Below are 20,309 nucleotides of genomic sequence, written 5' to 3'. Positions count from 1 at the left end.
CCTGCCATGAGCCAGCGCCTGATCTATGTAATGGACCCCATGTGTTCATGGTGCTGGGGCTTTGCGCCAGTCCTGCGCAAGATCCGCGAGTCTGCACCCGAGCTGGAAGTGCGACTGGTGCCGGGCGGTTTGCGTCCGGGTCAGCGCACTCTGCTGGATGCCGCGTCCCGCGCGGCTTTGGCAGAGCACTGGGAGGCAGTGCATATCGCTTCGGCGCAGCCCTTTGCCCACCCCGACCTGTTGCCCGCCGAGTTTGTCTACAACACTGAGCCCGCTTGCCGGGCCTTGATAGTCGGACGTGAGCTGGACAGCCAGCGTGTATGGGCTCTGCTTGAGGCCATGCAACAAGCCTTTTATGTCGAGGCCCGTGATATCGGGCAGGCATCAGTCCTGCTGGCGCTGGCCGAGTCTGCCGGTTACAACCCGCAAGACTTTGCCCAGCAATTCGATGCCGAACTGACCCGTGCTGCCATTGCGGCGGATTTCAGTTGGACCCGCGACCTGGGAATCGATGGCTTTCCAACCCTGCTGGGCCAGCGTCATGGTCAACTCGCCCTGCTGACTAACGGTTACCAGTCGGCCAGCGACGTTCTGCCGTTATTCGAGCGCTGGTGGCAGGCCGGTCAGTCTGTGCCTGAGTCATGATCAGTACGGCTATACATCTGGCCTTACATGCACTGTTGCCCTTGCTCGTGGCGCTGTTGTTCTTTCGCCAGGACTGGAAGCGTGCCTGGTTGATCATGATGCTGACCATGCTGGTCGACCTGGATCACCTGCTGGCTGATCCGATCTTTGACCCGGGTCGCTGTTCAATCGGTTTTCACCCGCTGCACAGTTACACAGCGATCACCGGCTATCTGTTGATGTGCCTGTGGCGGCCATTGCGTCTGGCTGGTCTGGGGCTGTTGCTGCATATGCTGGTGGATGCCAGTGATTGCTGGCGCATGGCGGGCTTTCCGCTGCCCTGAGGATTGGCAGATACGAAAAGGCCGGACAGTGTCCGGCCTTTTTTATGCAGCAGGCGCGTCTTTAGTGACGGGGTGCCAGCAGGGCCGGTTTCGGCTTGTCTTCCGGGGCGTGGAAGAGCAGGAACAGCTGGGTGAGAATCTCGGGAATGTGCTGCATCATGTCCTCGACCATGTCCTGGTCCTTGGCAATGTCAGCAAACTCCGGCTGATCATCAAACAGTCCCGAGCCAACCATGATCGGCAACAGCAGCTCACTGACGGTTTCTTCGTCATCGGCGAACCAGTCTTCCTCGCGCAGAAACACACCCTCAAGGAAGCCCACACACCAGCTGCGCAGGTCCGAGTAGTCTGGCTCATCGCCAAGGGTCAGGTCACAGGGTGGTTCGAGGTCTTCGTCACTGGCCAGGTCGCGGGCGATCTGGGCCTTGAGGGCCAGCAGAGCAGATTCGATGTCGGCTTTTTGCGCGTCGTCCGTATAGTTGGGCTCTTCGGCAAACAGCTCGGCGATCCATTCGGCTTCAGGCACCTCAACCGGGCTGATGCTCAGGGCGGTGAGATAGCCATGCCCGGCAAGATAATCCAGCGCTTCATCGTGCAGATCATCGGCATCGAGGAACTGCTCAAGGCGCTCGAGTTGGTCGGCAAAGGACATGTGACACCTCATCATTGGAATAGTCTGGCATTGTACGCGCGCCGGTGATTATTTACCAAAATCCCTTGGTATTTCTGCCGTTGTACCGGGACCTGGCGGCGGGTGCTGGTATAATTTCCGCCCATTCTGGCCTGAATCATTCTCAAACAAGGGAGACCCATGCGCGAGCAAGCTCTGGAGCGACTCAAGGCGGTGTTTGGTTATGCCGAATTCCGAGGTCAGCAGGCCGACATTATTGAGACGGTGGCACAGGGCGGTGATGCGCTGGTATTGATGCCCACCGGCGGCGGCAAGTCGTTGTGCTATCAAATGCCCGGGCTGCTGCGTGACGGTGTGACTGTGGTGGTCTCGCCCTTGATCGCGTTGATGGATGATCAGGTCGCCACCTTGAACGAGCTGGGTCTCAAGGCGACCGCGCTGAACTCGACACTCAGCGATGATCAACAGCGTGACATTGCCGCGCAATTGCGCCGGGGTGAGCTGGACTTTCTCTATCTGGCTCCCGAACGTCTGCTCAAGCCACGGACCTTGGATTTTCTTCAAAGCCTGAAGATAGCGTTGTTTGCCATTGATGAGGCGCACTGTGTGTCGCAGTGGGGGCATGACTTCCGTCCCGAGTACCTGCAGTTGGGGCAACTGGCTGAACTGTTTCCGCAGGTGCCACGCATGGCGCTGACGGCAACTGCCGATGAGCGCACTCAAGGCGATATTACCCAGCGCCTGAAGCTGGAGCAGGCGCGCTGCTTCATGTCCGGTTTTGATCGGCCGAATATCTTTTACCGCATTGTGCCCAAGGATAAGCCTCGGCAGCAACTTCTCGGCCTGTTGCAACGGCATCGCGGCAATGCCGGAATTGTCTATTGTCTGTCGCGTCGCAAGGTGGATGAAACGGCGCAATGGCTGAGCGATCAGGGTTGGCCGGCGTTACCCTATCACGCCGGTCTGCCCAACGAGCTGCGCGCCTTCCACCAGAAGCGCTTTCTGAATGAAGACGGGTTGATCATGGTCGCTACCATCGCTTTTGGCATGGGCATCGATAAATCCAACGTGCGCTTTGTCGCGCATCTGGATCTGCCCAAGAGTATCGAGGCCTACTATCAGGAAACCGGGCGCGCAGGCCGTGATGGTTTGCCGGCCGATGCCTGGATGGCCTATGGGCTGCAGGATGTATTGATGCTCAATCAGATCATGGCCAATTCCGAGGGTGACGAGCGGCACAAGCGTATCGAGCGGCACAAGCTCGATGCCATGCTCGGACTCTGCGAAATCACCACCTGCCGACGCCAGATGCTGCTCGAGTACTTTGGCGAAAACATGCCGGAGCCCTGCGGACATTGTGATAACTGCATTGAACCGGTCGCTACCTGGGACGGCAGCGAAGCGGCGCGCATGGCGCTGTCGGCAGCCTATCGCAGTGGTCAGCGCTATGGCGTCGGGCATCTGATCGACATTCTGCTGGGCCGCGACAACGAGAAAATCCGCAGCGCCGGGCACCAGCACCTGTCCACCTATGGCATTGGTAAACAGCTGACTGAGCAGGAGTGGCGCTCGGTATTCCGTCAGTTGATTGCCCGGGGTCTGGCTGAGATCGACCTGGACGGCTATGGCAGTCTGCGTCTGGCCGATCAGTGCCGTCCGCTGTTACGTGGAGAACAGACCCTTGCGCTGCGCCGTGACGTCAGCCGTGCTCCAAGTGTACCTGCGCGCAACGACAAGGCCATGGTGGCGCCAGCGGATCGAGCTCTTTGGGAGTCGCTGCGGGCCCTGCGCAAGAAGCTGGCCGAAGCCCATGGTGTGCCGCCCTATGTGATTTTTCCGGATTCAACCCTGGTCGATATGCTCCGTCAGCGACCCACTACCCTTCAGGATATGGGATTGGTCAGCGGTATTGGTGCACACAAGCTGGAGCGCTATGGCGCAGATTTTCTGCAGGTGTTGCTGGCTGGGGATCAACCACAGGACGAGGTTCAGGCGCTGGATACAGGGCAGGAGGCTCAGGCTTTGGCCATGGCCGGTATGGGGGCTGAGCAGATCGCCATGCAGCTGCAGTTGAGTGTCCATCAGGTTTATCTGCACCTGGCCCAGGCGATAGGGCTGGGCAAGTTGCCGCTCAACCGTGCCATCGAATTGCCGCCGGGTCAGTTGGAGCGGATACAGGATGCCTTTTTGAATCTGGCCGAGGAGGATCTGCCTGGCGTCAGGACGCTGGCCAGGGAACTGGATGAGCCGGTGGAAGAGGGCGTTCTGCACTGCATTCGTGCCGCCCTCGTTCACGAGATAGCTGGATCCTGATCAGACCTTCGATCAGAAGGTCTGGCCCAGATTCAAAAACAGCGCACGTTCACCTTCGGTATTGGCTCCTAGGCCAAAGAACAGCGGGCCCAACAGCGTGTCCATGCCCAACAGCACACTGCCAGCGCTTATCCCGCCGCTGTCAAAGCCGTCATCCTCCTTGTTGTAGACATTGCCGTACTCAAGGCTCCCGCCCAGGTAAAAGGGTATATTGACCGGCACGAAGCCGCCCGGGTTGAGTCGTCGGTAGTAGATCAGTCGAGCCAGATCATAATTTTGTCCGGCCAGTCCGTTTTGTCTGAAACCGGAAAAGCGTCCCGGTCCGCCCAGCAGGAAACTGCTTTGTGCGACCCCTACACCGCCTTCGGTGCGACCGAGAAAGGCGCCCACCTGCAAGCTGTGCGGGCCACTGGAAAAGGCTTTATTGGCGCGCATTTCCAGTTGTTCATAGCGCGCATCGGCACCCAGGTCAGGCTCTGACTGGCGCCAGGTGATGCGAGCCTCATCGCCACTGCGGGGGAAGTTCACGTCATCCAGCGTGTCGCGATCGAACTGCAGGGTGTAAAAGGCTTCTTCAAATCTGAAGGAGGGCAAATCGGGGTCGCCAACCCTGACATCGGACTCCCCTTCATAGCGGGAAAGACCGAAGCGTACTTCGCCGTTGTTGGAAATTTGCCGCCCCAGATTGAAGCCCAGGCCATAGCGGGTTTGTCTGTAGTCGACCACCGGCTGGTTGTCCTGAATTACCTCGATATTGCGCGACTCCATATCGACAAAGGGCGCGATAAAGTAACGCGAACCGTAATCCAGTGGTTGATAGAACTCACTGTAAAATACCTGGTTGGCACCCAGTTGCAAGCGGGTCAGCCATTCGGCGCCAAGCTGGTTGACGCCGTTGACACGGAAGCTGGCGCCGATATTGAACTGACTACCACCCTGGAAATCGTCTACCAGGTTGATACCGAGACGCAAGTAGTCTGTACCGGTTTCCCGCCCGCTGGTACGAATAAGCAAGGTGTTGGTCTCTTCGCCATGGACGATTTCATAGTTCACTCGACTGAAGTAGTCGGTGCCATAAATGGTCCCCATGTCGGTTTCCAGTCGATCGAGATTCAGTGGCTCACCCAGAGGCTGGCGGAGCATGCTGAGAATAACCTCATCGGCTACTTTGCCGCTGTTCTCGATACGAATTGCATGGATCACCGGGTGCCGTTGTGGGCGCTGACTGGCCAGATTGCCGCCGGGACTGGTGCGTAACTGTTGGCGGGCAAAGCGCTCGACGTTCACGGCGTTCTGCAGACTGGTCTCGCCGGCCAGAATCGCCAGGGGCACCTGGTCAAAGCTGCCAAAGCCCATATCACCAATATCCGGTTGTAGCAGTAGATCCTCTTCGCGCAGGGTGTCAAGTTGCTCCTGACTGTTGGTGCGGGTCAGCAGGGTAGTGGTCTGGTCCATGACATCAAACAGCGAGTTCAGCTGGTCGGCGGTCTTCAGCGGGGTACCGATATCCACCACAATGACCCGATCAACGCCCATGCTACGTGCTACATCTATGGGAATGTTCTTGACCAGTACGCCGTCGACCAGTAAACGATCCTCGAGTTTCACTGGGGCAAAAAATCCCGGCAAGGCCATGCTGGCGCGGATCGCCAGTGGTAAATGGCCCTGATCGAAGATAACCGCTTCACCTGTGGCTATATCGGTTGCCACCGCGCGAAAGGGAATCGGCAAGCGGTCGAAGTCATCAATGTCATTGGTATGCACCAAGAGGCTTTCCAGTACCAGACTGAGATTTTGCCCCTGCAGCAGTCCCATTGGCAGGTTCGGTCGGCCACGATCAAAGCTCAAACGCTGTTTAACCAGAAAATCCCGGTCGTCCTGTTTGCGGCGAAAGGGAATATCTTCACGAAGCGGCTCGTCACTCAGGGTATTGGCCCAATCCAGTTCCAGGGCAATTTGCTCCAGTTCGTCGGCACTGTACCCGGCCGCATAAAGACCACCAATCACGGCGCCCATGCTGGTGCCGGCTATCGCATGGATAGGGATATTCATCTCTTCCAGCTGTTTGAGTACACCGATATGGGCCAGCCCGCGCGCGCCACCGCCGGACAGGACCAGTCCGGTGCGCAATTCGCTGGCGCTGGCATAGGGGGCCAGACAGATTAGGCAGAGCAATAGGAGACGTTTGAGCATGATGCAAACCCGGTAAGCAAGGCAATGACGGCAGGCCATAGTGTATACGAGCCGGCAGGGAAATAATGATTGATCTTGGCATTGAGTCCGAGCGGTGATCGTCACGCGAATGCCACAGGACTGTCACTTTGGCGTCAAGCAGCGGGGTTAGGTTGAAGCAAGACACCAGAGGAGAGACTGCCATGAGCGTTGCTGAAATCGGTCTGCCGTCCAGAAAAAAACAGGTAAGGACCTTGTGGATATCGGATTTGCATCTGGGAACCCGTGGTTGTCAGGCTGAACGTCTGGCCGAGTTTCTCAAGGGCTACCAGTGCGAGCATCTGTATCTGGTTGGCGATATCATCGACGGCTGGCGCATGCGCAAGAGCATTTACTGGCCCCAGGCGCACACCAATGTGCTGCGCCGCGTGTTGACCATGAGCAAGCGTGGCACCAAGGTCACCTATGTCACTGGCAATCATGACGAATTCCTGCGTCGCTACTCATCCCTGGTGCTGGGCAATATCCATCTGGTGGATGAGGCCGAGCATGTGACGCCGGATGGGCGGACAATGCTGGTGATCCACGGTGATCAGTTCGACGTCATCACCCGCTGTCATCGCTGGCTGGCGTTTCTCGGTGATCATGCCTACGAGTTCAGCCTGGTGCTCAATCGCTGGTTGAACCACTGGCGGGGGCGTTACGGCTACGGCTACTGGTCCCTGTCTTCGTATTTGAAGCACAAGGTAAAAAAGGCGGTCAATTTCATCAGCGACTTTGAGGACGCTCTGGCTCATGAGTGCATCAAGCGCGGCTTCAGTGGCGTGGTATGTGGCCATATCCACCATGCCGAGATTCGTGAGGTCAACGGCATTCAGTACCATAATTGCGGAGATTGGGTCGAGTCCTGTACTGCGCTGATAGAACACCATGACGGGCGAATGGAACTGTTCCGCTGGGAGGACAGCCCGGCCCGGCAGAACGAGCCGGTATCGGTCAGTGCCGAAGCAATCAGATGATGATCTTGTCGCGTAACTTGCCCGCGGCCTGTTCCAGCGAACGGATAATCTCGTCCTTGTCGTAATTGCGGATATTGTTGGTATCCAGGTACATGGAAAAGCCCGGCTTTTCGTGCTCGACAAAGGTCGGTGCTGCCCCAAGATCACGACGCAGGCCTACCACCTGGTATATCTGGATCGGTCTGGAAAAGCCCTTGACGCTGATCTGACCCTTGTCGCGACACATGATCAAGTCCTTGATCAGCGAATAGGTCTCGTGCGGGATCAGGATTTCTCCGGCTTCGGCGGCACTCTCAAGGCGGCTGGCGAGGTTAACCTCACGGCCGATGATGGTGTAGTCCATGCGCGTGTTGGCACCAAAGTTACCCACTGTGCAATAACCGGTACTCAAGCCCATGCGTATCTCCAGCGGCTTGGTGATGCCCTGGCTACGCCATTGCTGGCGCAGGATCTTCATATGCTTGCGCATGGCAATGGCCATGGAAACGGCGGCCTCCGCATCCTGTTTGGCGCCCTGGCTGACCGGGTCACCAAAGAACACCATAACGCAGTCACCGATGAACTTGTCGATGGTGCCACCGTACTCCAGGGCAATGCGTGACATTTCGTTGAGGTAGTTGTTCAGCAGGTCGGTCAGTGCCTCGGCCTCCATTTCCTCGGCCAGCTCGGTGAAACCCCTGATGTCGGAAAAGAACACGGTGAGCTTCTTGCGCCGGGTTTCCAGCTTGACGCTTTGCTTGCCGGAGAAAATCGATTCCCAGACCTGTGGTGACAGGTATTTCGACAGGTTGGTAGCCAGGCGTGCGGTTTTTTCCTGTTCGGCGCGAATGGCCTTCTGCGCCTGTTCCAGCTTGCGCCCCTGGCTGTAGACAAAGGAGGCCATGATCAGCATGAAGGTCCCGCCGCTGAGCAAGCTGGCCAGCGCCACCAGGGCAGAGCTCTGCGGCATGAATTGCGGCATCATTATCGCCGCAGAAACCATCAGCCCAACCAGCACCAGCAGCCAGGCGGCAAACATGAACAGCGGCCCGCCAATGATGATGCTGGCGAAACTGATCAACAACATGAATACGATACTGGGTACCGCGCTGAAGCCGCACATGACTATAAACAGCCCGGTATGCAAACCATCCAGTCCGAGCAGAACCATGCGGCCGTGCAGTGGTTTTTCACTGTTAACAAATTCGACAAGAGCGCGTACCACATGCGGATACACCAGTGCGTAGACAATGATGCCGGCATACAGGTTGCTAAGGCCCTGTTCGGTAGCAAGTGCGGTGAAGCTGATGGCGACGCAAAGATAGGCAATGACTCTGGAGTGATAGCCCTCCAGCGGAGGTTTGACCGGCTGCATGCGGCTTTTGAAGATCATGTTCAGTCTTTCCCTGGCCTGTCGGGTGGCCGCCTGTAAAACACCTTTATCGTATTGGTTGTCTGTTCGCAAGAACAGCAGGTGTCTCATATTGGGCAGTTCAGGGGCAGATCATAATACGCATGCAGCCGAAGTTAAACCGCTATTCAGGGCTCATTTCAGGTGGCAGTGGGGGCAGTCGCAGTTGCCCCCTGGGATGATGCTTTGGGCGATCAGGCAGACTCGCGGGCCTGGTAAACCGAGCGTAAGGGTCTGGCAAAAACGCGGCGCAACATCGGTTCGAAGAATGCCAGGGGTTCGGCCTCGTAGTCCGGATCGAAGGCCGGTGCGTCGTAAAGTGCGCAAAATTCTGCGGTGCGCTGGTACAGCGGATGGTCCTTGAACTGGTCCCTGAGGTGCCGGTCCATGCCGAGGTGGTGGAAAAAATAATAGCCCTGGAATACCCCGTGTTTTTCTACCATCCAGAGGTTTTCCTCCGACACGAAGGGCTTAAGGATGGCGGCTGCTATGTCAGGGTGATTAAAAGAGCCCAGTGTGTCACCGATATCGTGCAGCAGGGCGCAGACCACGTACTCTTCATCACGACCATCACGATGAGCTCGCGTGGCGGTTTGCAATGAGTGTTGCAAACGGTCGATCGGGAAGCCGCCAAAGTCGCCATCAAGCAGCTTGAGGTGGGCCATGATGCGATCAGGTAACGCGGAAGCGAAATCTTTGAAGTGGCTGGAGATCAGTTGCCAATCCGCTGCCGTACCTTCCTGCATGGCTTTGAAAGCAGCGCGTTGTTCACCCATGACCAGTACCTCATGTTGTTCTAATCAGACCTTACTTTAGCATTAGCCACGCTGTACAACTGTCACTCGGCTGACAATGTCAGGCCCGGATCAGAAACGGATACGTCCGGTGAAGGCATCGCGCAACATGACCCAGTCACCCATCAGGCTGTAGAGAGGGTAATCAAAGGTAGCGGGCTTGTTGTGTTCAAAGAAAAAGTGCCCGACCCAGGCAAAGCCGTAGCCTGCGACAGGCACGGCAAGTAGCCACCAGAGATTGAAACTCAGCAGCGTATAGGCAATGATGGCCAGTACCAGCAAACTGCCAGCATAATGCAGGCGGCGACAGGTATCATTACTGTGTTCTGTGAGATAGTAAGGATAAAACTCTGCAAAGGAATTGAATGCCTTGGGCGTTGTGGGATCAACAGTCTCGTTCTGCGCCATGATCATTTTCCCTGTCTGTGCGTTATCATTCGACTATAGTGCAGTGAGTCAGGTGACCCTATGACTGCGTGTGCCAAAGCCTTGCCTTCTTTTTCGTCACGCATGCCATCTGAACCTCTGCTGAATAGAAAAACTGCGTATCCGGGCACGCCATGGATGCCAAGAGAGCCATATGCCTTATCCTGAACGTACCACCTCTTCCAGTTGGGCCATGGGTATAGTCCAGGCCCTGGAACTTGAAGGGTTGCAAGGCCAGCAACTTTTTATTGATCTGGGTCTGGACTACTCCCTGTTGTCCGATCCGGACTCGCGTATTCCCCAGGATCAGATGACCCGACTGTGGCAACGGGCTGTGGCGGTATCCGGTAATCAGGCCATAGGGTTGAACATGGCGCGGGTGGTGCGACCGGCACACTTCAATGTGGTCGGTTTTGCGCTGCTTTCCAGCCGCAGTCTGAAAGAGGGCCTGGGTCGCCTGGTGCGCTACCAGCGCATCATAGGTGAAGGTGCTGACATGGCGCTGGTACAAGCGCCCGACAGTTACTCCCTGCAATTGCAGATCCACGGCGACAGCCTGCCCGCACCCAGGCAGAGCCATGACGCTGCGCTGGCCTACATCCTGGCCTTTTTGCGCTGGATGACCGGCGAGCATTTGCGTCCGATCGAGGCCGGGTTTGCTTACCCTCAGCCTGATGATTTAGCACCCTATCAGGGCCTGTTTGACTGCCCGCTGAGTTTTTCCCAACCGCATTTTCATCTGCGTTTTGATCGTGCCCTGATGGAGCGTCCGCTGGCGACAGGTAATGAAACACTGGCGCAGATGCATGATCAGTTCGCTGGCGAGTATCTGGCTCGTTTTGAACAAACGCGCGTTACCCACCAGGCACGTCAGGTACTGTGCAGGCTGCTGCCCCAGGGTGAGCCCAAACGCCAGGCTGTTGCCAGTGCCCTGCGCATGAGCACCCGCACCCTGCAGCGGCGCTTGCAGGATGAGCACACCAGCTTTCAGCAACTGCTGGATGAAACCCGCCGGGAACTGGCCATGCAGTTTCTTCGGCAGCGGCGCCTGACCTTGCTGGAAATTGCCTACTTGCTGGGGTTTGCTGATCCAAGCAACTTTTTTCGGGCTTTCAAGCGCTGGTTCGGCATGCCGCCCGGGCAGTACAGAGAGCAGCTGGAGCGCGAGGCCGAACAGGCAAAAAATGAGCTGGAGGATCAATGATGGACGCCCTGGAGGCTTTGCATCAGCGTGTCTCGGTACCCAGGCTGGTTGGCCCCGCGCCTACTGACGTGCAATGTCAGGCCTTGTTCAAGGCCGCCTTGCGTGCTCCTGATCATGCCTGGTTACGGCCCTGGCGCTTTCTGCTGCTGGAGCAGCAGGGACTGGTGGCACTGGGTGAGGTATTTGCCGAAGCAGCCCTGCAGCTTGAACCGGACTTGAGCCAGGAGGCCCTGACCCGACTCAGGGGCTTGCCGCAGCGTGCGCCGCTTATCATTGTCGCCATTAGCCGCCATACCGAGCATCCCAAGGTGCCAGTCCAGGAACAGGATATGTCCTGCGCAGTGGCTGTTGGCAATATGTTGGTTGCGGCCCATGCCATGGGCCTGGGTGCGGTCTGGCGAACGGGTGAGATGGCATACAGCCGGCATGTCTGCTCGCGTCTTGGCTTGGCCGATAACGAGCACATCATTGCCTTTTTGTACCTTGGTCATCCGGCGGGCGCAGTTAAATCAGTGCCTGATCTGCTTGTGCAGGATTTTGTTCAGCCCTGGACCGGTAGCTGAATACAGGCTTTCAGGCCGCCAAGGGGGCTGCGGCTGAAGCTCAACTGGCCGCCGTGCATGGCCACCGCGCGGCGCGCGATGGTCAGCCCCAAGCCGTGACCGCTATTGCTGGCTTGGCCAGGTAAACGCAGAAAAGGCTCGCCCAGTTGCGTCAGCCAACTGTCTTCCACCCCCGGTCCCTGATCCTCAACACTGATCAGGCAACGGTTACCTTGCCGCTCCAGGCTGACACGAATCAAACCCTGTTCAGGGGAAAAGCGCAGTGCGTTGCGTAGCAGGTTATCCAGTGCGCTGGACAGCTGTGATGACCAGCCAAGTAGGTGCAAGCCACTCTGGCCAAGCAGTTCAATCTGCTGTTCGCCGGCCATGAAACGGATATCTTCCAGGACATCTTCAATCAGACTATCCAGCTCGAAGGGCTGGGCTGCCTGATCATCAGTATCCTGCCGGCTCAGGGTCAGGATATCTTCGATCAGGCGGTCAAGACGGCTGCATTCCAGATCCAGGCGTGACCACAGCGGGTCGGCGGCGGGTAATGCCTGCGTACTGCCAAGCGCCAGGCCAACGCGCAGACGAGCCAAGGGCGAGCGTAGTTCATGGGAGATATCCCGCATCAGCTGGCGCTGGCTATCAAGCAGCGTCTGGACTCGCTCACCCATCTGGTTGAAATGACGCGACAGATCGCCGATTTCATCTCGGCGCTGCCCCATGGACTGCAGGGTATCTGCCTCGAAGCGGCCCTGTGCCAGGGATTGAGCGGCAATGCCGAGTTGACGCAGGGGGCTGGTCAGATAACGGCTGAGCAGCAGGCTGACCAGCCCGAGTAATGACATGGCCAGGGTGATGTTGACCAGCATGGCCCAGGGATTGCGTTTCCACCTGAACAGTTCCGATGCGGGAACAAACAGGCTTAGATGGTAGCGGTTGCTGGTTGATAGCCAGTCCAGTTGAAACAGACGGCCCTGCCAGACTTCCCGGGAAGAGGCTTCGACAGGGTTGATCTGTTCGAAGATCGGTTGCCGCGGCAGGCTGCCCTCAAGCAGTGGTACGCCATCACGACTGAACAGTTGTGCGCGCAATTTATGCTCTTCGCGCTGACTGTGAAGCCAGCGCTGAGCCGCAGCCGGACCCTGGGTCTCATAGGTGCTAACCAGTTCGGCGGCAAAGTCCTTGAGCTGCGGATGGAACTGCAACAACAACCAGTCCTGGTGCAGTGCGCGACTGACCAGAAAGCCTGAACCACCGACCAGCAAGGTTGCCAGCCAGAGTACGGCAAAGACTTTCCAGAACAGCCGCATGGATCAGTACTCTTCCTGCTTGTGGTCGTCGTACCCGGCATGTTCTGCCCGCCGCTCAGCCATTCGCGCACGCCGTTCAGCGCGCATCTCCTCCAGGGCAGTCTGCTGCTCGGGGGTCAGTAACGCGTTGACTTCGATTTTGTGCTGTTCGCGCAGGGCACGGTGCTCGCTGCGGTGTTTTTCATGCAATTCCCGCAGGCTGACCTGCTGTTCGGTGCTCAGGTCGAGCTGCTCGGCCATGTGCTGTAGATAGTTTTCATGGTGGCCAGCATGTCGATGGTTGTCCGCCAGTGCCACAGCTGATATCAGGCTGGAGCAGAGAACCAGGCAGCCGAAGAGGGTCTTTTTCATGGGGTAACTCCTTTTCAGTGACGGCCATTTAGCGGCCAGTGAGGGTCACTCTACGCCCGTCTGAGTCAACAAGCGCATGCCATGGGTAAAGACTGTGTAAAGGCTCAATTGCTATACAGATAGCCGCGTCCACGTAGGGCCTGGATGCGCGGTCGACCATCGGCATGTGGGCCGAGCTTGCGGCGCAGATTGCTCAAGTGCATATCCAGGCTGCGGTCGTAGGGACCGAGGGGTTTGCCTAATGCCTGCCGCGACAAGGTCTGGCGGTCGATCAATTGCCCAGGCTTTTCCAGCAGGCTGCGCAGAATCATGGCTTCGCTCTGGGTCAGCGCCAGGGCTTCCTCGTCCAGCCAGGCCATCAGGCTGTCCATGTCCATGCGCAGATCGCCGACCTGCAAGCTGTTGCCACTGCCCTGGGTATGACTACGGCGCAGCAGGGCTCTTAGCCGAGCCACCAGTTCCCGGGGGTCGCAGGGCTTGGCCAGATAGTCATCTGCGCCCAGCTCCAGTCCGAGAATGCGATCGACCGGTTCTCCCCGGGCACTGAGCATCAACAGCGGGGTATTACAGTTCTGACGCAGGCTGCGCAACACGTCCAGTCCGTTCATGCCGGGCAGCATCACATCCAGAATGATGACCTGAAACTGGCCACTGCGCGCCGCTTCCAGACCACTGCTGCCATCATGGGTGCTGGTCAGGCTGAAGCCTTCAGCCCTGAGCCAGTCGGCGAGCAGGGCGCAAAGCTCCTGATCATCGTCAATGATCAGAATGCTGTTGTTACTCAATTCAACCACTCGCGACGCCGCCGTCCGCCACCCAGGCGGGCCAGAATGAAACCGATCAGCAGGCTGACGAAAACCGTTATGCCGCCAATCAGGAACCATTGCTGGCGATCATACTCCAGAGCAGCGGGCAGGATGGCGGTCTGCTCTGCCTGGCGCTCCCGGAGAGCCTGATTCTCTTGCTCCAGACGCTCGATCAGGTCGGTATTGCTGGCTGTTTTTAACTGATCCTCAAGGGCCTGACGCGCCGCTTCCACGCTGGCAAGCTCGGCTTGCAGAGCGCCAATGTCGGGGTCATTGACGACAGATTCTTCAGCCATGGCGTTGGGCAGACTGCCGATGCAGGCCAGGAGCAGGGCTGAGACAAGCATTCTCGACATCATGAATCTCCGAAATCAGGTCGGTAAAACGGGTTTGAAGGGTTTTATACTGACCTCGGCGTATACGCCAGCGGCCACATAGGGATCTGCACTTGCCCAGCTTTCTGCCGCAGCCAGGCTGTCGAACTCGGCAATGATCAGGCTGCCGGTAAAGCCAGCCGGACCCGGGTCAAGGGATTCTATCGCAGGGTGCGGCCCGGCAACCAGCAAGCGGCCCTCACGCAGCAGTTGCTGCAAACGCTCCAGGTGAGCGGGGCGGGCAGCCAGGCGGGCTGCCAGTGAGTCGGTTACATCGCTAGCCATGATGGCGAAATACATGCGGGTTTCCTGATCGTCGGTTTGAGGCGGAACGATGCCTAACTTATGTCATTCAGTTAGGTGTTGTCAGCGTTAGGGCGGCATAATAGCTAAAATTATCTGTTGTTGGTCAATGCAACCCCACTGGAGCCGTTATTGATAGCCGATCTGCACATGCACAGTACTGCCTCTGATGGCGCCCTCGATCCGGACGCGCTGATGCGCCGTGCCGCAGCGGCAGACGTTGGCCTGGTGGCGCTGACTGATCATGATTGCCTCGATGGTCTGGCTCAGGCGGCGGCCACGGCAGATCAGTTGGGCATGCGCTGGATCAGTGGTGTTGAGCTATCTGCCCAGTGGCAGGGGCACACGCTGCACGTGCTAGGCTATGGCTTTGATCCCGCCTCTGCGCATTTGCAACAGGCCATGCTGGCCGTGCGCGATGGTCGCTGGCAGCGCGCTGAGCAGATTGCCCTGCGGCTGGCTGCCAAACGCATGCCGGGTGCGCTTGAAGGTGCCATGGCGATCCAGTTGGCCGCCGGCAGCGATCCACAGAGTCCACCGGCGCGGCCGCACTTTGCCGACTGGATGGTTGAGGCCGGTCACGTGCGTGATCGTGCCGAGGCATTCCGTAAATGGCTCGGTGCCGGCAAGCTCGGGGATATAAAACAGCATTGGCCAGAATTGCCCGATGCCATTGCGCACATCCGGGCAGCTGGCGGCATGGCTGTGCTAGCGCACCCCTGGCACTATGGCTTTACTCGTTCCAAGCTGCGGCGCTTGTTCCGAGAATTTGCGATGGCGGCAGGTCGGGGCATCGAAGTGGTCAATGGCCAGCAACCGGTTGAACAGGTCGCTTATCTGGGCAAGTTATGCAACGAGTTCGGTTTTCTGGCCAGCTGTGGCAGTGACTTTCATCACCCTGATTCGCCCTGGATGGCATTGGGCAAGATGACCGCATTGCCTGCAGATTGTCAGCCAGTATGGGACGATCCGCTTTTTTCCCGATAAACTCGGACGATCAGAACAACAAGTGAGTCTCCAGTGAGTCAATATTTTCATCTCCATCCGGAGAATCCCCAGACCAGACTGGTGCGTCAGGCGGTGGACATCATTCGTCAGGGTGGCGTCGTCGCCTATCCGACCGACTCGGCTTACGCCCTGGGTTGTCATCTGGGTGACAAGGAGGCGCTGGAGCGAATTCGGCGTTTGCGTCAGCTCGACGACAAGCACAACTTTACCTTGATGTGTCGTGACCTCTCCGAGCTGGGTGTCTATGCCAAGGTCGATAACCCGACCTTCCGCTTGCTCAAGGCCAATACCCCCGGACCCTATACTTTTATTCTGAATGCCACGACTGAAGTGCCCCGGCGCCTGCTACATCCCAAGCGCCGGACCATCGGTCTGCGCATTCCCGGGCACCAGATCACCCTGGATTTGCTTGAGGCGCTTGGCGAGCCCTTGATGAGTGTGACGCTGATCCTGCCGGGAGATACTCTGCCGCTGACCGATCCGGAGATGATTCGCGACCGTATTGGCAAGCAGATTGATCTGATCATCGATGGCGGTGCTTGTACGGTCGAGCCCACCACAGTGATCAGCCTGCTGGATGATCAACCGGAAGTGCTGCGCCTTGGGCTGGGTGATCCAGAGCCCTTCGGCGGCAGCCGTGAGCACTGAGAACACTGGCTTTATGCGTATAATCCAATCATCCTTCACTTTGATGTCTTTTACACTTTCAGGAGTTTCCCTTGAGTTCCGTTGATTCACAGCGTCGCGTCTTGTCGGGCATGCGTCCCACCGGTCGTTTGCATCTTGGCCATTACCACGGCGTGTTGAAAAACTGGGTCAAGCTGCAGCATGAGTTTGAGTGCTTCTTTTTCGCTGCTGACTGGCATGCACTGACCACCCACTACGAAACTCCACAAAATATCGAGCAGAATGTCTGGGACATGCTGATTGACTGGCTTGCCGCTGGTGTCAGTGGTGGCTCGGCAACCCTGTTCATCCAGTCCCAGGTGCCTGAGCACGCCGAGCTGCATCTGCTGCTGTCCATGGTCACCCCGGTCAGTTGGCTGGAGCGCGTGCCGACGTACAAGGATCAACAGGAAAAACTCAAGGATATGGATCTGGCCACCTACGGCTTCCTGGGTTACCCGCTGCTGCAAAGCGCCGATATTCTCATGTACCGCGCCGGCCTGGTGCCGGTTGGGGCTGATCAGGTGGCGCATGTCGAGATCACCCGGGAAGTGGCTCGGCGCTTCAATCATCTGTACGGCAAGGAGCCGGGCTTTGAAGAGAAGGCCGAGTCAGCCGTACACAAGATGGGCAAGAAGGCTGCCAAGCTGTATTCCAGTCTGCGCCGGGCCTATCAGGAACAGGGCGATGCCGATGCCCTGGAAACCGCGCGGGCCCTGCTCAAGGAGCAGCAGAATATCACTCTGGGTGACAAGGAACGGCTGTTCGGCTATCTGGAAGGCGGTGGCAAGGTCATTCTGCCGGAGCCCCAGGCCTTGTTGACGCCGGACTCGAAGATGCCTGGTCTGGACGGTCAGAAGATGTCCAAGTCCTACAACAACACCATTACCCTGCGCGATACCACGGATGAAGTCAGCGAAAAGATTCGCCGCATGCCGACCGATCCAGCCCGCGTGCGCCGCACCGATCCGGGTGATCCTGGCAAGTGCCCGGTGTATCAACTGCATCAGGTCTATACCGACAAGGCCACCCATGACTGGGTGCAGGAAGGTTGCCGCAGTGCCGGTATTGGCTGTCTGGATTGCAAGAAACCGGTGATTGATGCGGTCTCGCTGGAACTGGCGCCCATGCAGGTGCGCGTGCGTGAGTTCGAGTCCAACCCGGAAGCGGTGCGCATGATCCTCAGCGAGGGTACCGAGCGAGCCCGCGAGGCCGCGCGCGATACCCTGATCGAAGTACGCCAGGCCATGGGCCTGCAATACCGGCCCTGAACCCATGACCGACGACGAGCTCGCGCCCGCACCAGAGCAGCCTGCCCAGGCGGCTAACGTCAGTGCGCCGCAGTCGTTGGGTTCTGGGCAGCAGGAGATGCCCTTTGCCATGGTCTATGGCAAGGCGGTGATGCAGATGCCTCAGGATCTGTATATCCCTCCTGAAGCGCTGGAGGTGTTTCTCGATGCCTTCGAAGGGCCGCTGGATTTGCTGCTTTACCTGATCCGGCGGCAGAACATCGACATTCTCGATATCCCGGTCGCTGACATTACCCGGCAGTACATGGGCTATGTCGAGCTGATGAAAGTGGTGCAGTTGGAGCTGGCCGCCGAATATCTGGTCATGGCCGCCATGCTGGCCGAGATCAAGTCGCGTCTGTTGTTGCCCAGACATGTTGAAGACGAAGACGAAGAGCACGATCCGCGCGCCGAACTAATCCGTCGTCTGCAGGAATACGAGCGCTTCAAACAGGCCGCCGAGGAAATCGACGGTTTGTCCCGGGTCGGCCGTGATCTGGCCCTGGCCAGCGCCGAGGCCCCCGTGGTGCAGGCGCGCCGTAGCCACCCCGATGTCGATATGGCCGAGTTGATGCTGGCGTTGTCCGAGGTGCTGCGGCGGGCAGACATGTTCGAAAGTCATCAGGTTACCCGCGAACTGCTGTCAACCCGCGAACGCATGGCCGAGGTGTTGGCGCGGCTGAGCGGTCAGGCCTTTGTGCCTTTCGTCAGTCTGTTTAGCGTGGCCGAAGGCAAGCTCGGCGTGGTGGTGACCTTTATGGCGGTGCTGGAGCTGGTCAAGGAGCAACTGATTGATCTGGTGCAGGGCGAGCCCTTTGCGCCCATTCACGTCAAGGTACGAGGTGAGCATGTCACAACCGATGCTTGAGCGGATCATTGAGGCGGCTTTGCTGGCTGCCGGTCGGCCGCTGTCGCTGGAGCGTCTGCGTGAGCTGTTTGACGAGGACGATGCCCCGACGCTGGAGGCCTTGCGGCAGGCCTTGGGCAATCTTGTCGAGCACTATCAGCAACACAGTTTCGAATTGCGCGAAGTGGCCAGTGGCTGGCGCCTGCAGGTGCGCGAGAGTTATGCCCCCTGGGTTGGTCGGCTGTGGGAGGAGCGTCCCCAGCGTTATTCCCGTGCAATGCTGGAAACCCTGGCGCTGATTGCCTACCGTCAGCCGATCACCCGTGGCGAGATTGAAGATGTGCGCGGTGTGGTGGTCAGCAGCCAGATCATCAAGACCCTGCTCGAGCGCGAGTGGGTGAGGGTGGTCGGGCATCGTGATGTGCCCGGCCGGCCAGCTATGTATGCGACCACGCGGCAGTTCCTTGATCACTTCAATCTGCGCAGCCTGAGTGACCTGCCACCGTTGGCAGCGATTCGCGATCTGGATCAGCTTGAACCTGAATTGGCGCTGCAGGACGAAGGTGTTGACGCCGATCAGGACAAGGATACCCCCTGGATGCCGGTGGAGCCTTTGCAGCCACTGGAGCAGGCCGGCGCAGAGAGTGGCTTCCATGTGTTGCTGGACGAGCTCAACAGCATGGAATCCAATCTTAAAACCGATTTTGATGACTACCAGCCCGAGCAGCAGGTTGATGACGACCCGACCGATGATCGGCAGCCCTGATAGCCTGCTGGCTGGCGGCACAATGCAGTGGTAGACTGCGCGGTCAATTGAACAGTACACCGGGAGGTGCCCAGCATGACCGATATCCCCTCAAGCCCCGTCAGTGGCGAAAAACTCCAAAAAGTCCTTGCCCGTGTGGGTCTTGGTTCGCGCCGCGAAATCGAGAGCTGGATCGCCGCTGGGCGAATCAGCGTCAATGGTCAGCCCGCCACCCTGGGTTGTCGGGTCGACAGCCTGGATCAGATTCTGGTCGATGGTCGTCCGGTCAAGCGTGATATTGAGAACGAAGAAGCCCGCCGGGTTATGATTTACAACAAGCCCGAGGGTGAAGTCTGTACTCGCGATGACCCCGAAGGTCGCCCGACCGTATTCGATCGGTTGCCGCGTCTGCGTCATGGCCGCTGGATCAATGTCGGTCGTCTGGATATCAACACCTCGGGCCTGCTGCTGTTCACCACCGACGGTGAGTTGGCCAATCGCCTGATGCACCCTTCCTATCAGATGGATCGCGAATATGCGGTCCGGGTCATGGGTGAGGTGGATGAAGAGATGATCGAGCGTCTGAAAACCGGCGTCATGCTGGATGATGGTCCGGCACGCTTCACCGATGTGGTGGCCTCCGGTGGTGAAGGTATCAATCGCTGGTTCCACGTCTGTCTGATGGAAGGCCGCAACCGCGAAGTGCGGCGTTTGTGGGAATCCCAGGGTATGCGCGTCAACCGCCTCAAGCGCGTACGTTTCGGGCCGGTTTTCCTGGGCCCGGAATTGCCAGTGGGTCGCTGGCGGGAAATGAAGCAGAACGAGATTGATGCGCTGAGCAAAGAGGTCGCGCTTGAGCCGGTGTCCTTGCCAGCCCTTAAAACCAGTGACAAGGAAAAGCAGCAGCGCCTTGCGCGCAAGCCATCCATGCATCAGGCGCGGACCATCAAGCGCGGCAAGGGGCATCATTCCAGCAAGCGTTGAAATTGAGTTGGGTGGGCTGCGGTTCGGATGCGCAAGTGTGACGTAAAATTGGCGCCTGATAATTACTTTGTTTTAGACCGTCAAGTTTAAACTGTGATCGCGTTGTCATTACAGGTCGTTTTGATTAGAATTTGACCACTAATAATTCGACATGTTGA

Annotated in this window: 22 protein-coding genes; 12 read left to right on the top strand and 10 right to left on the bottom strand. The window is 58.1% G+C overall.

What is annotated here, in order from left to right; all coding sequences use genetic code 11:
• Positions 1-6: 6 nt before the first annotated feature.
• Both AC27HQ_RS07780 and AC27HQ_RS07775 read left to right on the top strand, forming a co-directional pair.
• Positions 7-645 carry a DsbA family protein gene (locus tag AC27HQ_RS07780; RefSeq protein WP_487155585.1) on the top strand — a complete coding sequence of 213 codons (639 nt, stop codon included), beginning with the start codon at positions 7-9 and terminating at the stop codon, positions 643-645.
• The gene (locus tag AC27HQ_RS07775) at positions 642-968 is read left to right on the top strand and encodes a DUF6122 family protein (RefSeq protein WP_487155584.1); all 327 of its coding nucleotides are present in this window, start codon (positions 642-644) and stop codon (positions 966-968) included. Before AC27HQ_RS07780 ends, AC27HQ_RS07775 begins: the two co-directional genes overlap by 4 nt.
• Positions 969-1,029: 61 nt before the next feature.
• Here AC27HQ_RS07775 and AC27HQ_RS07770 read toward each other — a convergent pair whose 3' ends face one another.
• The gene (locus tag AC27HQ_RS07770) at positions 1,030-1,620 is read right to left on the bottom strand and encodes a UPF0149 family protein (RefSeq protein ID WP_487155583.1); all 591 of its coding nucleotides are present in this window, start codon (positions 1,618-1,620) and stop codon (positions 1,030-1,032) included.
• A 159-nt stretch (positions 1,621-1,779) separates the two neighbouring features.
• On the opposite strand from AC27HQ_RS07770, the gene recQ reads away from it, so the two are divergent.
• Positions 1,780-3,912, top strand: coding sequence for a DNA helicase RecQ (gene recQ, locus AC27HQ_RS07765; RefSeq protein ID WP_487155582.1), 2,133 nt, complete (start codon positions 1,780-1,782; stop codon positions 3,910-3,912).
• A gap of 12 nt (positions 3,913-3,924) precedes the next feature.
• On the opposite strand, the gene AC27HQ_RS07760 is transcribed toward recQ, so the two are convergent.
• On the bottom strand, positions 3,925-6,105 hold the full coding sequence (locus tag AC27HQ_RS07760; RefSeq protein ID WP_487155581.1) for a patatin-like phospholipase family protein: 2,181 nt from the start codon (positions 6,103-6,105) through the stop codon (positions 3,925-3,927).
• A 182-nt stretch (positions 6,106-6,287) separates the two neighbouring features.
• Here AC27HQ_RS07760 and AC27HQ_RS07755 point away from each other — a divergent pair, with 182 nt between their 5' ends.
• Positions 6,288-7,103, top strand: coding sequence for a UDP-2,3-diacylglucosamine diphosphatase (locus tag AC27HQ_RS07755; protein WP_487155580.1), 816 nt, complete (start codon positions 6,288-6,290; stop codon positions 7,101-7,103).
• Here the strand turns inward: AC27HQ_RS07755 and AC27HQ_RS07750 are convergent.
• From AC27HQ_RS07750 to AC27HQ_RS07740, 3 genes are all read right to left on the bottom strand, one after another.
• Positions 7,096-8,475 carry an adenylate/guanylate cyclase domain-containing protein gene (locus AC27HQ_RS07750; RefSeq protein ID WP_487155579.1) on the bottom strand — a complete coding sequence of 460 codons (1,380 nt, stop codon included), beginning with the start codon at positions 8,473-8,475 and terminating at the stop codon, positions 7,096-7,098. The two genes, AC27HQ_RS07755 and AC27HQ_RS07750, sit on opposite strands and share 8 nt — an antisense overlap.
• Positions 8,476-8,687: 212 nt before the next feature.
• Complete coding sequence (locus tag AC27HQ_RS07745) at positions 8,688-9,269, bottom strand: HD domain-containing protein (RefSeq protein WP_487155578.1); 582 nt, start codon at positions 9,267-9,269, stop codon at positions 8,688-8,690.
• A 90-nt stretch (positions 9,270-9,359) separates the two neighbouring features.
• Positions 9,360-9,695 (bottom strand): Mpo1-like protein, encoded by a 336-nt coding sequence (locus AC27HQ_RS07740; protein ID WP_487155577.1) that lies wholly within the window; start codon positions 9,693-9,695, stop codon positions 9,360-9,362.
• 172 nt (positions 9,696-9,867) lie between these two features.
• Between AC27HQ_RS07740 and AC27HQ_RS07735 the strand changes: the two genes are divergently transcribed.
• Together AC27HQ_RS07735 and AC27HQ_RS07730 are read left to right on the top strand one after the other, a co-directional pair.
• Positions 9,868-10,917, top strand: coding sequence for an AraC family transcriptional regulator (locus AC27HQ_RS07735; protein WP_487155576.1), 1,050 nt, complete (start codon positions 9,868-9,870; stop codon positions 10,915-10,917).
• A complete protein-coding gene (locus AC27HQ_RS07730; RefSeq protein WP_487155705.1) occupies positions 10,917-11,480 on the top strand; it encodes a nitroreductase family protein in 564 nt (187 codons plus the stop codon). The genes AC27HQ_RS07735 and AC27HQ_RS07730 overlap by 1 nt, the downstream gene beginning before the upstream one ends.
• Here the strand turns inward: AC27HQ_RS07730 and AC27HQ_RS07725 are convergent.
• From AC27HQ_RS07725 to AC27HQ_RS07705, 5 genes are all read right to left on the bottom strand, one after another.
• Positions 11,459-12,778: a HAMP domain-containing sensor histidine kinase gene (locus tag AC27HQ_RS07725; protein ID WP_487155575.1), complete on the bottom strand. Its 1,320-nt coding sequence runs from the start codon at positions 12,776-12,778 to the stop codon at positions 11,459-11,461. The genes AC27HQ_RS07730 and AC27HQ_RS07725 overlap by 22 nt on opposite strands.
• Before the next feature lie 3 nt (positions 12,779-12,781).
• Complete coding sequence (locus AC27HQ_RS07720; RefSeq protein ID WP_487155574.1) at positions 12,782-13,129, bottom strand: Spy/CpxP family protein refolding chaperone; 348 nt, start codon at positions 13,127-13,129, stop codon at positions 12,782-12,784.
• A gap of 104 nt (positions 13,130-13,233) precedes the next feature.
• Positions 13,234-13,914: a response regulator gene (locus AC27HQ_RS07715; protein WP_487155704.1), complete on the bottom strand. Its 681-nt coding sequence runs from the start codon at positions 13,912-13,914 to the stop codon at positions 13,234-13,236.
• Positions 13,911-14,291 (bottom strand): SH3 domain-containing protein, encoded by a 381-nt coding sequence (locus tag AC27HQ_RS07710; RefSeq protein WP_487155573.1) that lies wholly within the window; start codon positions 14,289-14,291, stop codon positions 13,911-13,913. The genes AC27HQ_RS07715 and AC27HQ_RS07710 overlap by 4 nt, the downstream gene beginning before the upstream one ends.
• Before the next feature lie 15 nt (positions 14,292-14,306).
• Complete coding sequence (locus AC27HQ_RS07705; protein ID WP_487155572.1) at positions 14,307-14,609, bottom strand: YciI family protein; 303 nt, start codon at positions 14,607-14,609, stop codon at positions 14,307-14,309.
• Positions 14,610-14,744: 135 nt separating this feature from the next.
• Here AC27HQ_RS07705 and AC27HQ_RS07700 point away from each other — a divergent pair, with 135 nt between their 5' ends.
• The 6 genes from AC27HQ_RS07700 to rluB all read left to right on the top strand — a co-directional run bounded on the left by AC27HQ_RS07700 (position 14,745) and on the right by rluB (position 20,151).
• Positions 14,745-15,599 (top strand): PHP domain-containing protein, encoded by an 855-nt coding sequence (locus AC27HQ_RS07700; RefSeq protein WP_487155571.1) that lies wholly within the window; start codon positions 14,745-14,747, stop codon positions 15,597-15,599.
• A 33-nt stretch (positions 15,600-15,632) separates the two neighbouring features.
• Entirely contained in the window at positions 15,633-16,268 is a 636-nt protein-coding gene (locus tag AC27HQ_RS07695) for an L-threonylcarbamoyladenylate synthase (protein WP_487155570.1), read from the top strand.
• A 71-nt stretch (positions 16,269-16,339) separates the two neighbouring features.
• Positions 16,340-17,557 carry a tryptophan--tRNA ligase gene (locus tag AC27HQ_RS07690; RefSeq protein ID WP_487155569.1) on the top strand — a complete coding sequence of 406 codons (1,218 nt, stop codon included), beginning with the start codon at positions 16,340-16,342 and terminating at the stop codon, positions 17,555-17,557.
• A 97-nt stretch (positions 17,558-17,654) separates the two neighbouring features.
• Positions 17,655-18,443, top strand: a complete 789-nt coding sequence (locus AC27HQ_RS07685) for a segregation and condensation protein A (RefSeq protein WP_487155703.1) — start codon at positions 17,655-17,657, stop codon at positions 18,441-18,443.
• Positions 18,418-19,188 carry an SMC-Scp complex subunit ScpB gene (gene scpB / locus AC27HQ_RS07680; protein WP_487155568.1) on the top strand — a complete coding sequence of 257 codons (771 nt, stop codon included), beginning with the start codon at positions 18,418-18,420 and terminating at the stop codon, positions 19,186-19,188. The genes AC27HQ_RS07685 and scpB overlap by 26 nt, the downstream gene beginning before the upstream one ends.
• A 75-nt stretch (positions 19,189-19,263) precedes the next feature.
• Entirely contained in the window at positions 19,264-20,151 is an 888-nt protein-coding gene (rluB, locus tag AC27HQ_RS07675; RefSeq protein ID WP_487155567.1) for a 23S rRNA pseudouridine(2605) synthase RluB, read from the top strand.
• The last annotated feature ends 158 nt before the right edge of the window (positions 20,152-20,309 follow it).

The organism is Halopseudomonas sp. 4NH20-0008, assembly GCF_057548395.1.
Note: the sequence above shows the minus strand (reverse complement) of the source record. Positions and strands in the feature narration are given on the sequence as shown.

Coding starts and splice junctions, on each gene's coding strand:
- AC27HQ_RS07780 (WP_487155585.1), top strand. CDS start 7: ATGAGCCAGCGCCTGATCTATGTAATGGACCCCATGTGTTCATGGTGC.
- AC27HQ_RS07775 (WP_487155584.1), top strand. CDS start 642: ATGATCAGTACGGCTATACATCTGGCCTTACATGCACTGTTGCCCTTG.
- AC27HQ_RS07770 (WP_487155583.1), bottom strand. CDS start 1,620: ATGTCCTTTGCCGACCAACTCGAGCGCCTTGAGCAGTTCCTCGATGCC.
- recQ (WP_487155582.1), top strand. CDS start 1,780: ATGCGCGAGCAAGCTCTGGAGCGACTCAAGGCGGTGTTTGGTTATGCC.
- AC27HQ_RS07760 (WP_487155581.1), bottom strand. CDS start 6,105: ATGCTCAAACGTCTCCTATTGCTCTGCCTAATCTGTCTGGCCCCCTAT.
- AC27HQ_RS07755 (WP_487155580.1), top strand. CDS start 6,288: ATGAGCGTTGCTGAAATCGGTCTGCCGTCCAGAAAAAAACAGGTAAGG.
- AC27HQ_RS07750 (WP_487155579.1), bottom strand. CDS start 8,475: ATGATCTTCAAAAGCCGCATGCAGCCGGTCAAACCTCCGCTGGAGGGC.
- AC27HQ_RS07745 (WP_487155578.1), bottom strand. CDS start 9,269: ATGGGTGAACAACGCGCTGCTTTCAAAGCCATGCAGGAAGGTACGGCA.
- AC27HQ_RS07740 (WP_487155577.1), bottom strand. CDS start 9,695: ATGGCGCAGAACGAGACTGTTGATCCCACAACGCCCAAGGCATTCAAT.
- AC27HQ_RS07735 (WP_487155576.1), top strand. CDS start 9,868: ATGCCTTATCCTGAACGTACCACCTCTTCCAGTTGGGCCATGGGTATA.
- AC27HQ_RS07730 (WP_487155705.1), top strand. CDS start 10,917: ATGGACGCCCTGGAGGCTTTGCATCAGCGTGTCTCGGTACCCAGGCTG.
- AC27HQ_RS07725 (WP_487155575.1), bottom strand. CDS start 12,778: ATGCGGCTGTTCTGGAAAGTCTTTGCCGTACTCTGGCTGGCAACCTTG.
- AC27HQ_RS07720 (WP_487155574.1), bottom strand. CDS start 13,129: ATGAAAAAGACCCTCTTCGGCTGCCTGGTTCTCTGCTCCAGCCTGATA.
- AC27HQ_RS07710 (WP_487155573.1), bottom strand. CDS start 14,291: ATGTCGAGAATGCTTGTCTCAGCCCTGCTCCTGGCCTGCATCGGCAGT.
- AC27HQ_RS07705 (WP_487155572.1), bottom strand. CDS start 14,609: ATGTATTTCGCCATCATGGCTAGCGATGTAACCGACTCACTGGCAGCC.
- AC27HQ_RS07685 (WP_487155703.1), top strand. CDS start 17,655: ATGCCCTTTGCCATGGTCTATGGCAAGGCGGTGATGCAGATGCCTCAG.
- rluB (WP_487155567.1), top strand. CDS start 19,264: ATGACCGATATCCCCTCAAGCCCCGTCAGTGGCGAAAAACTCCAAAAA.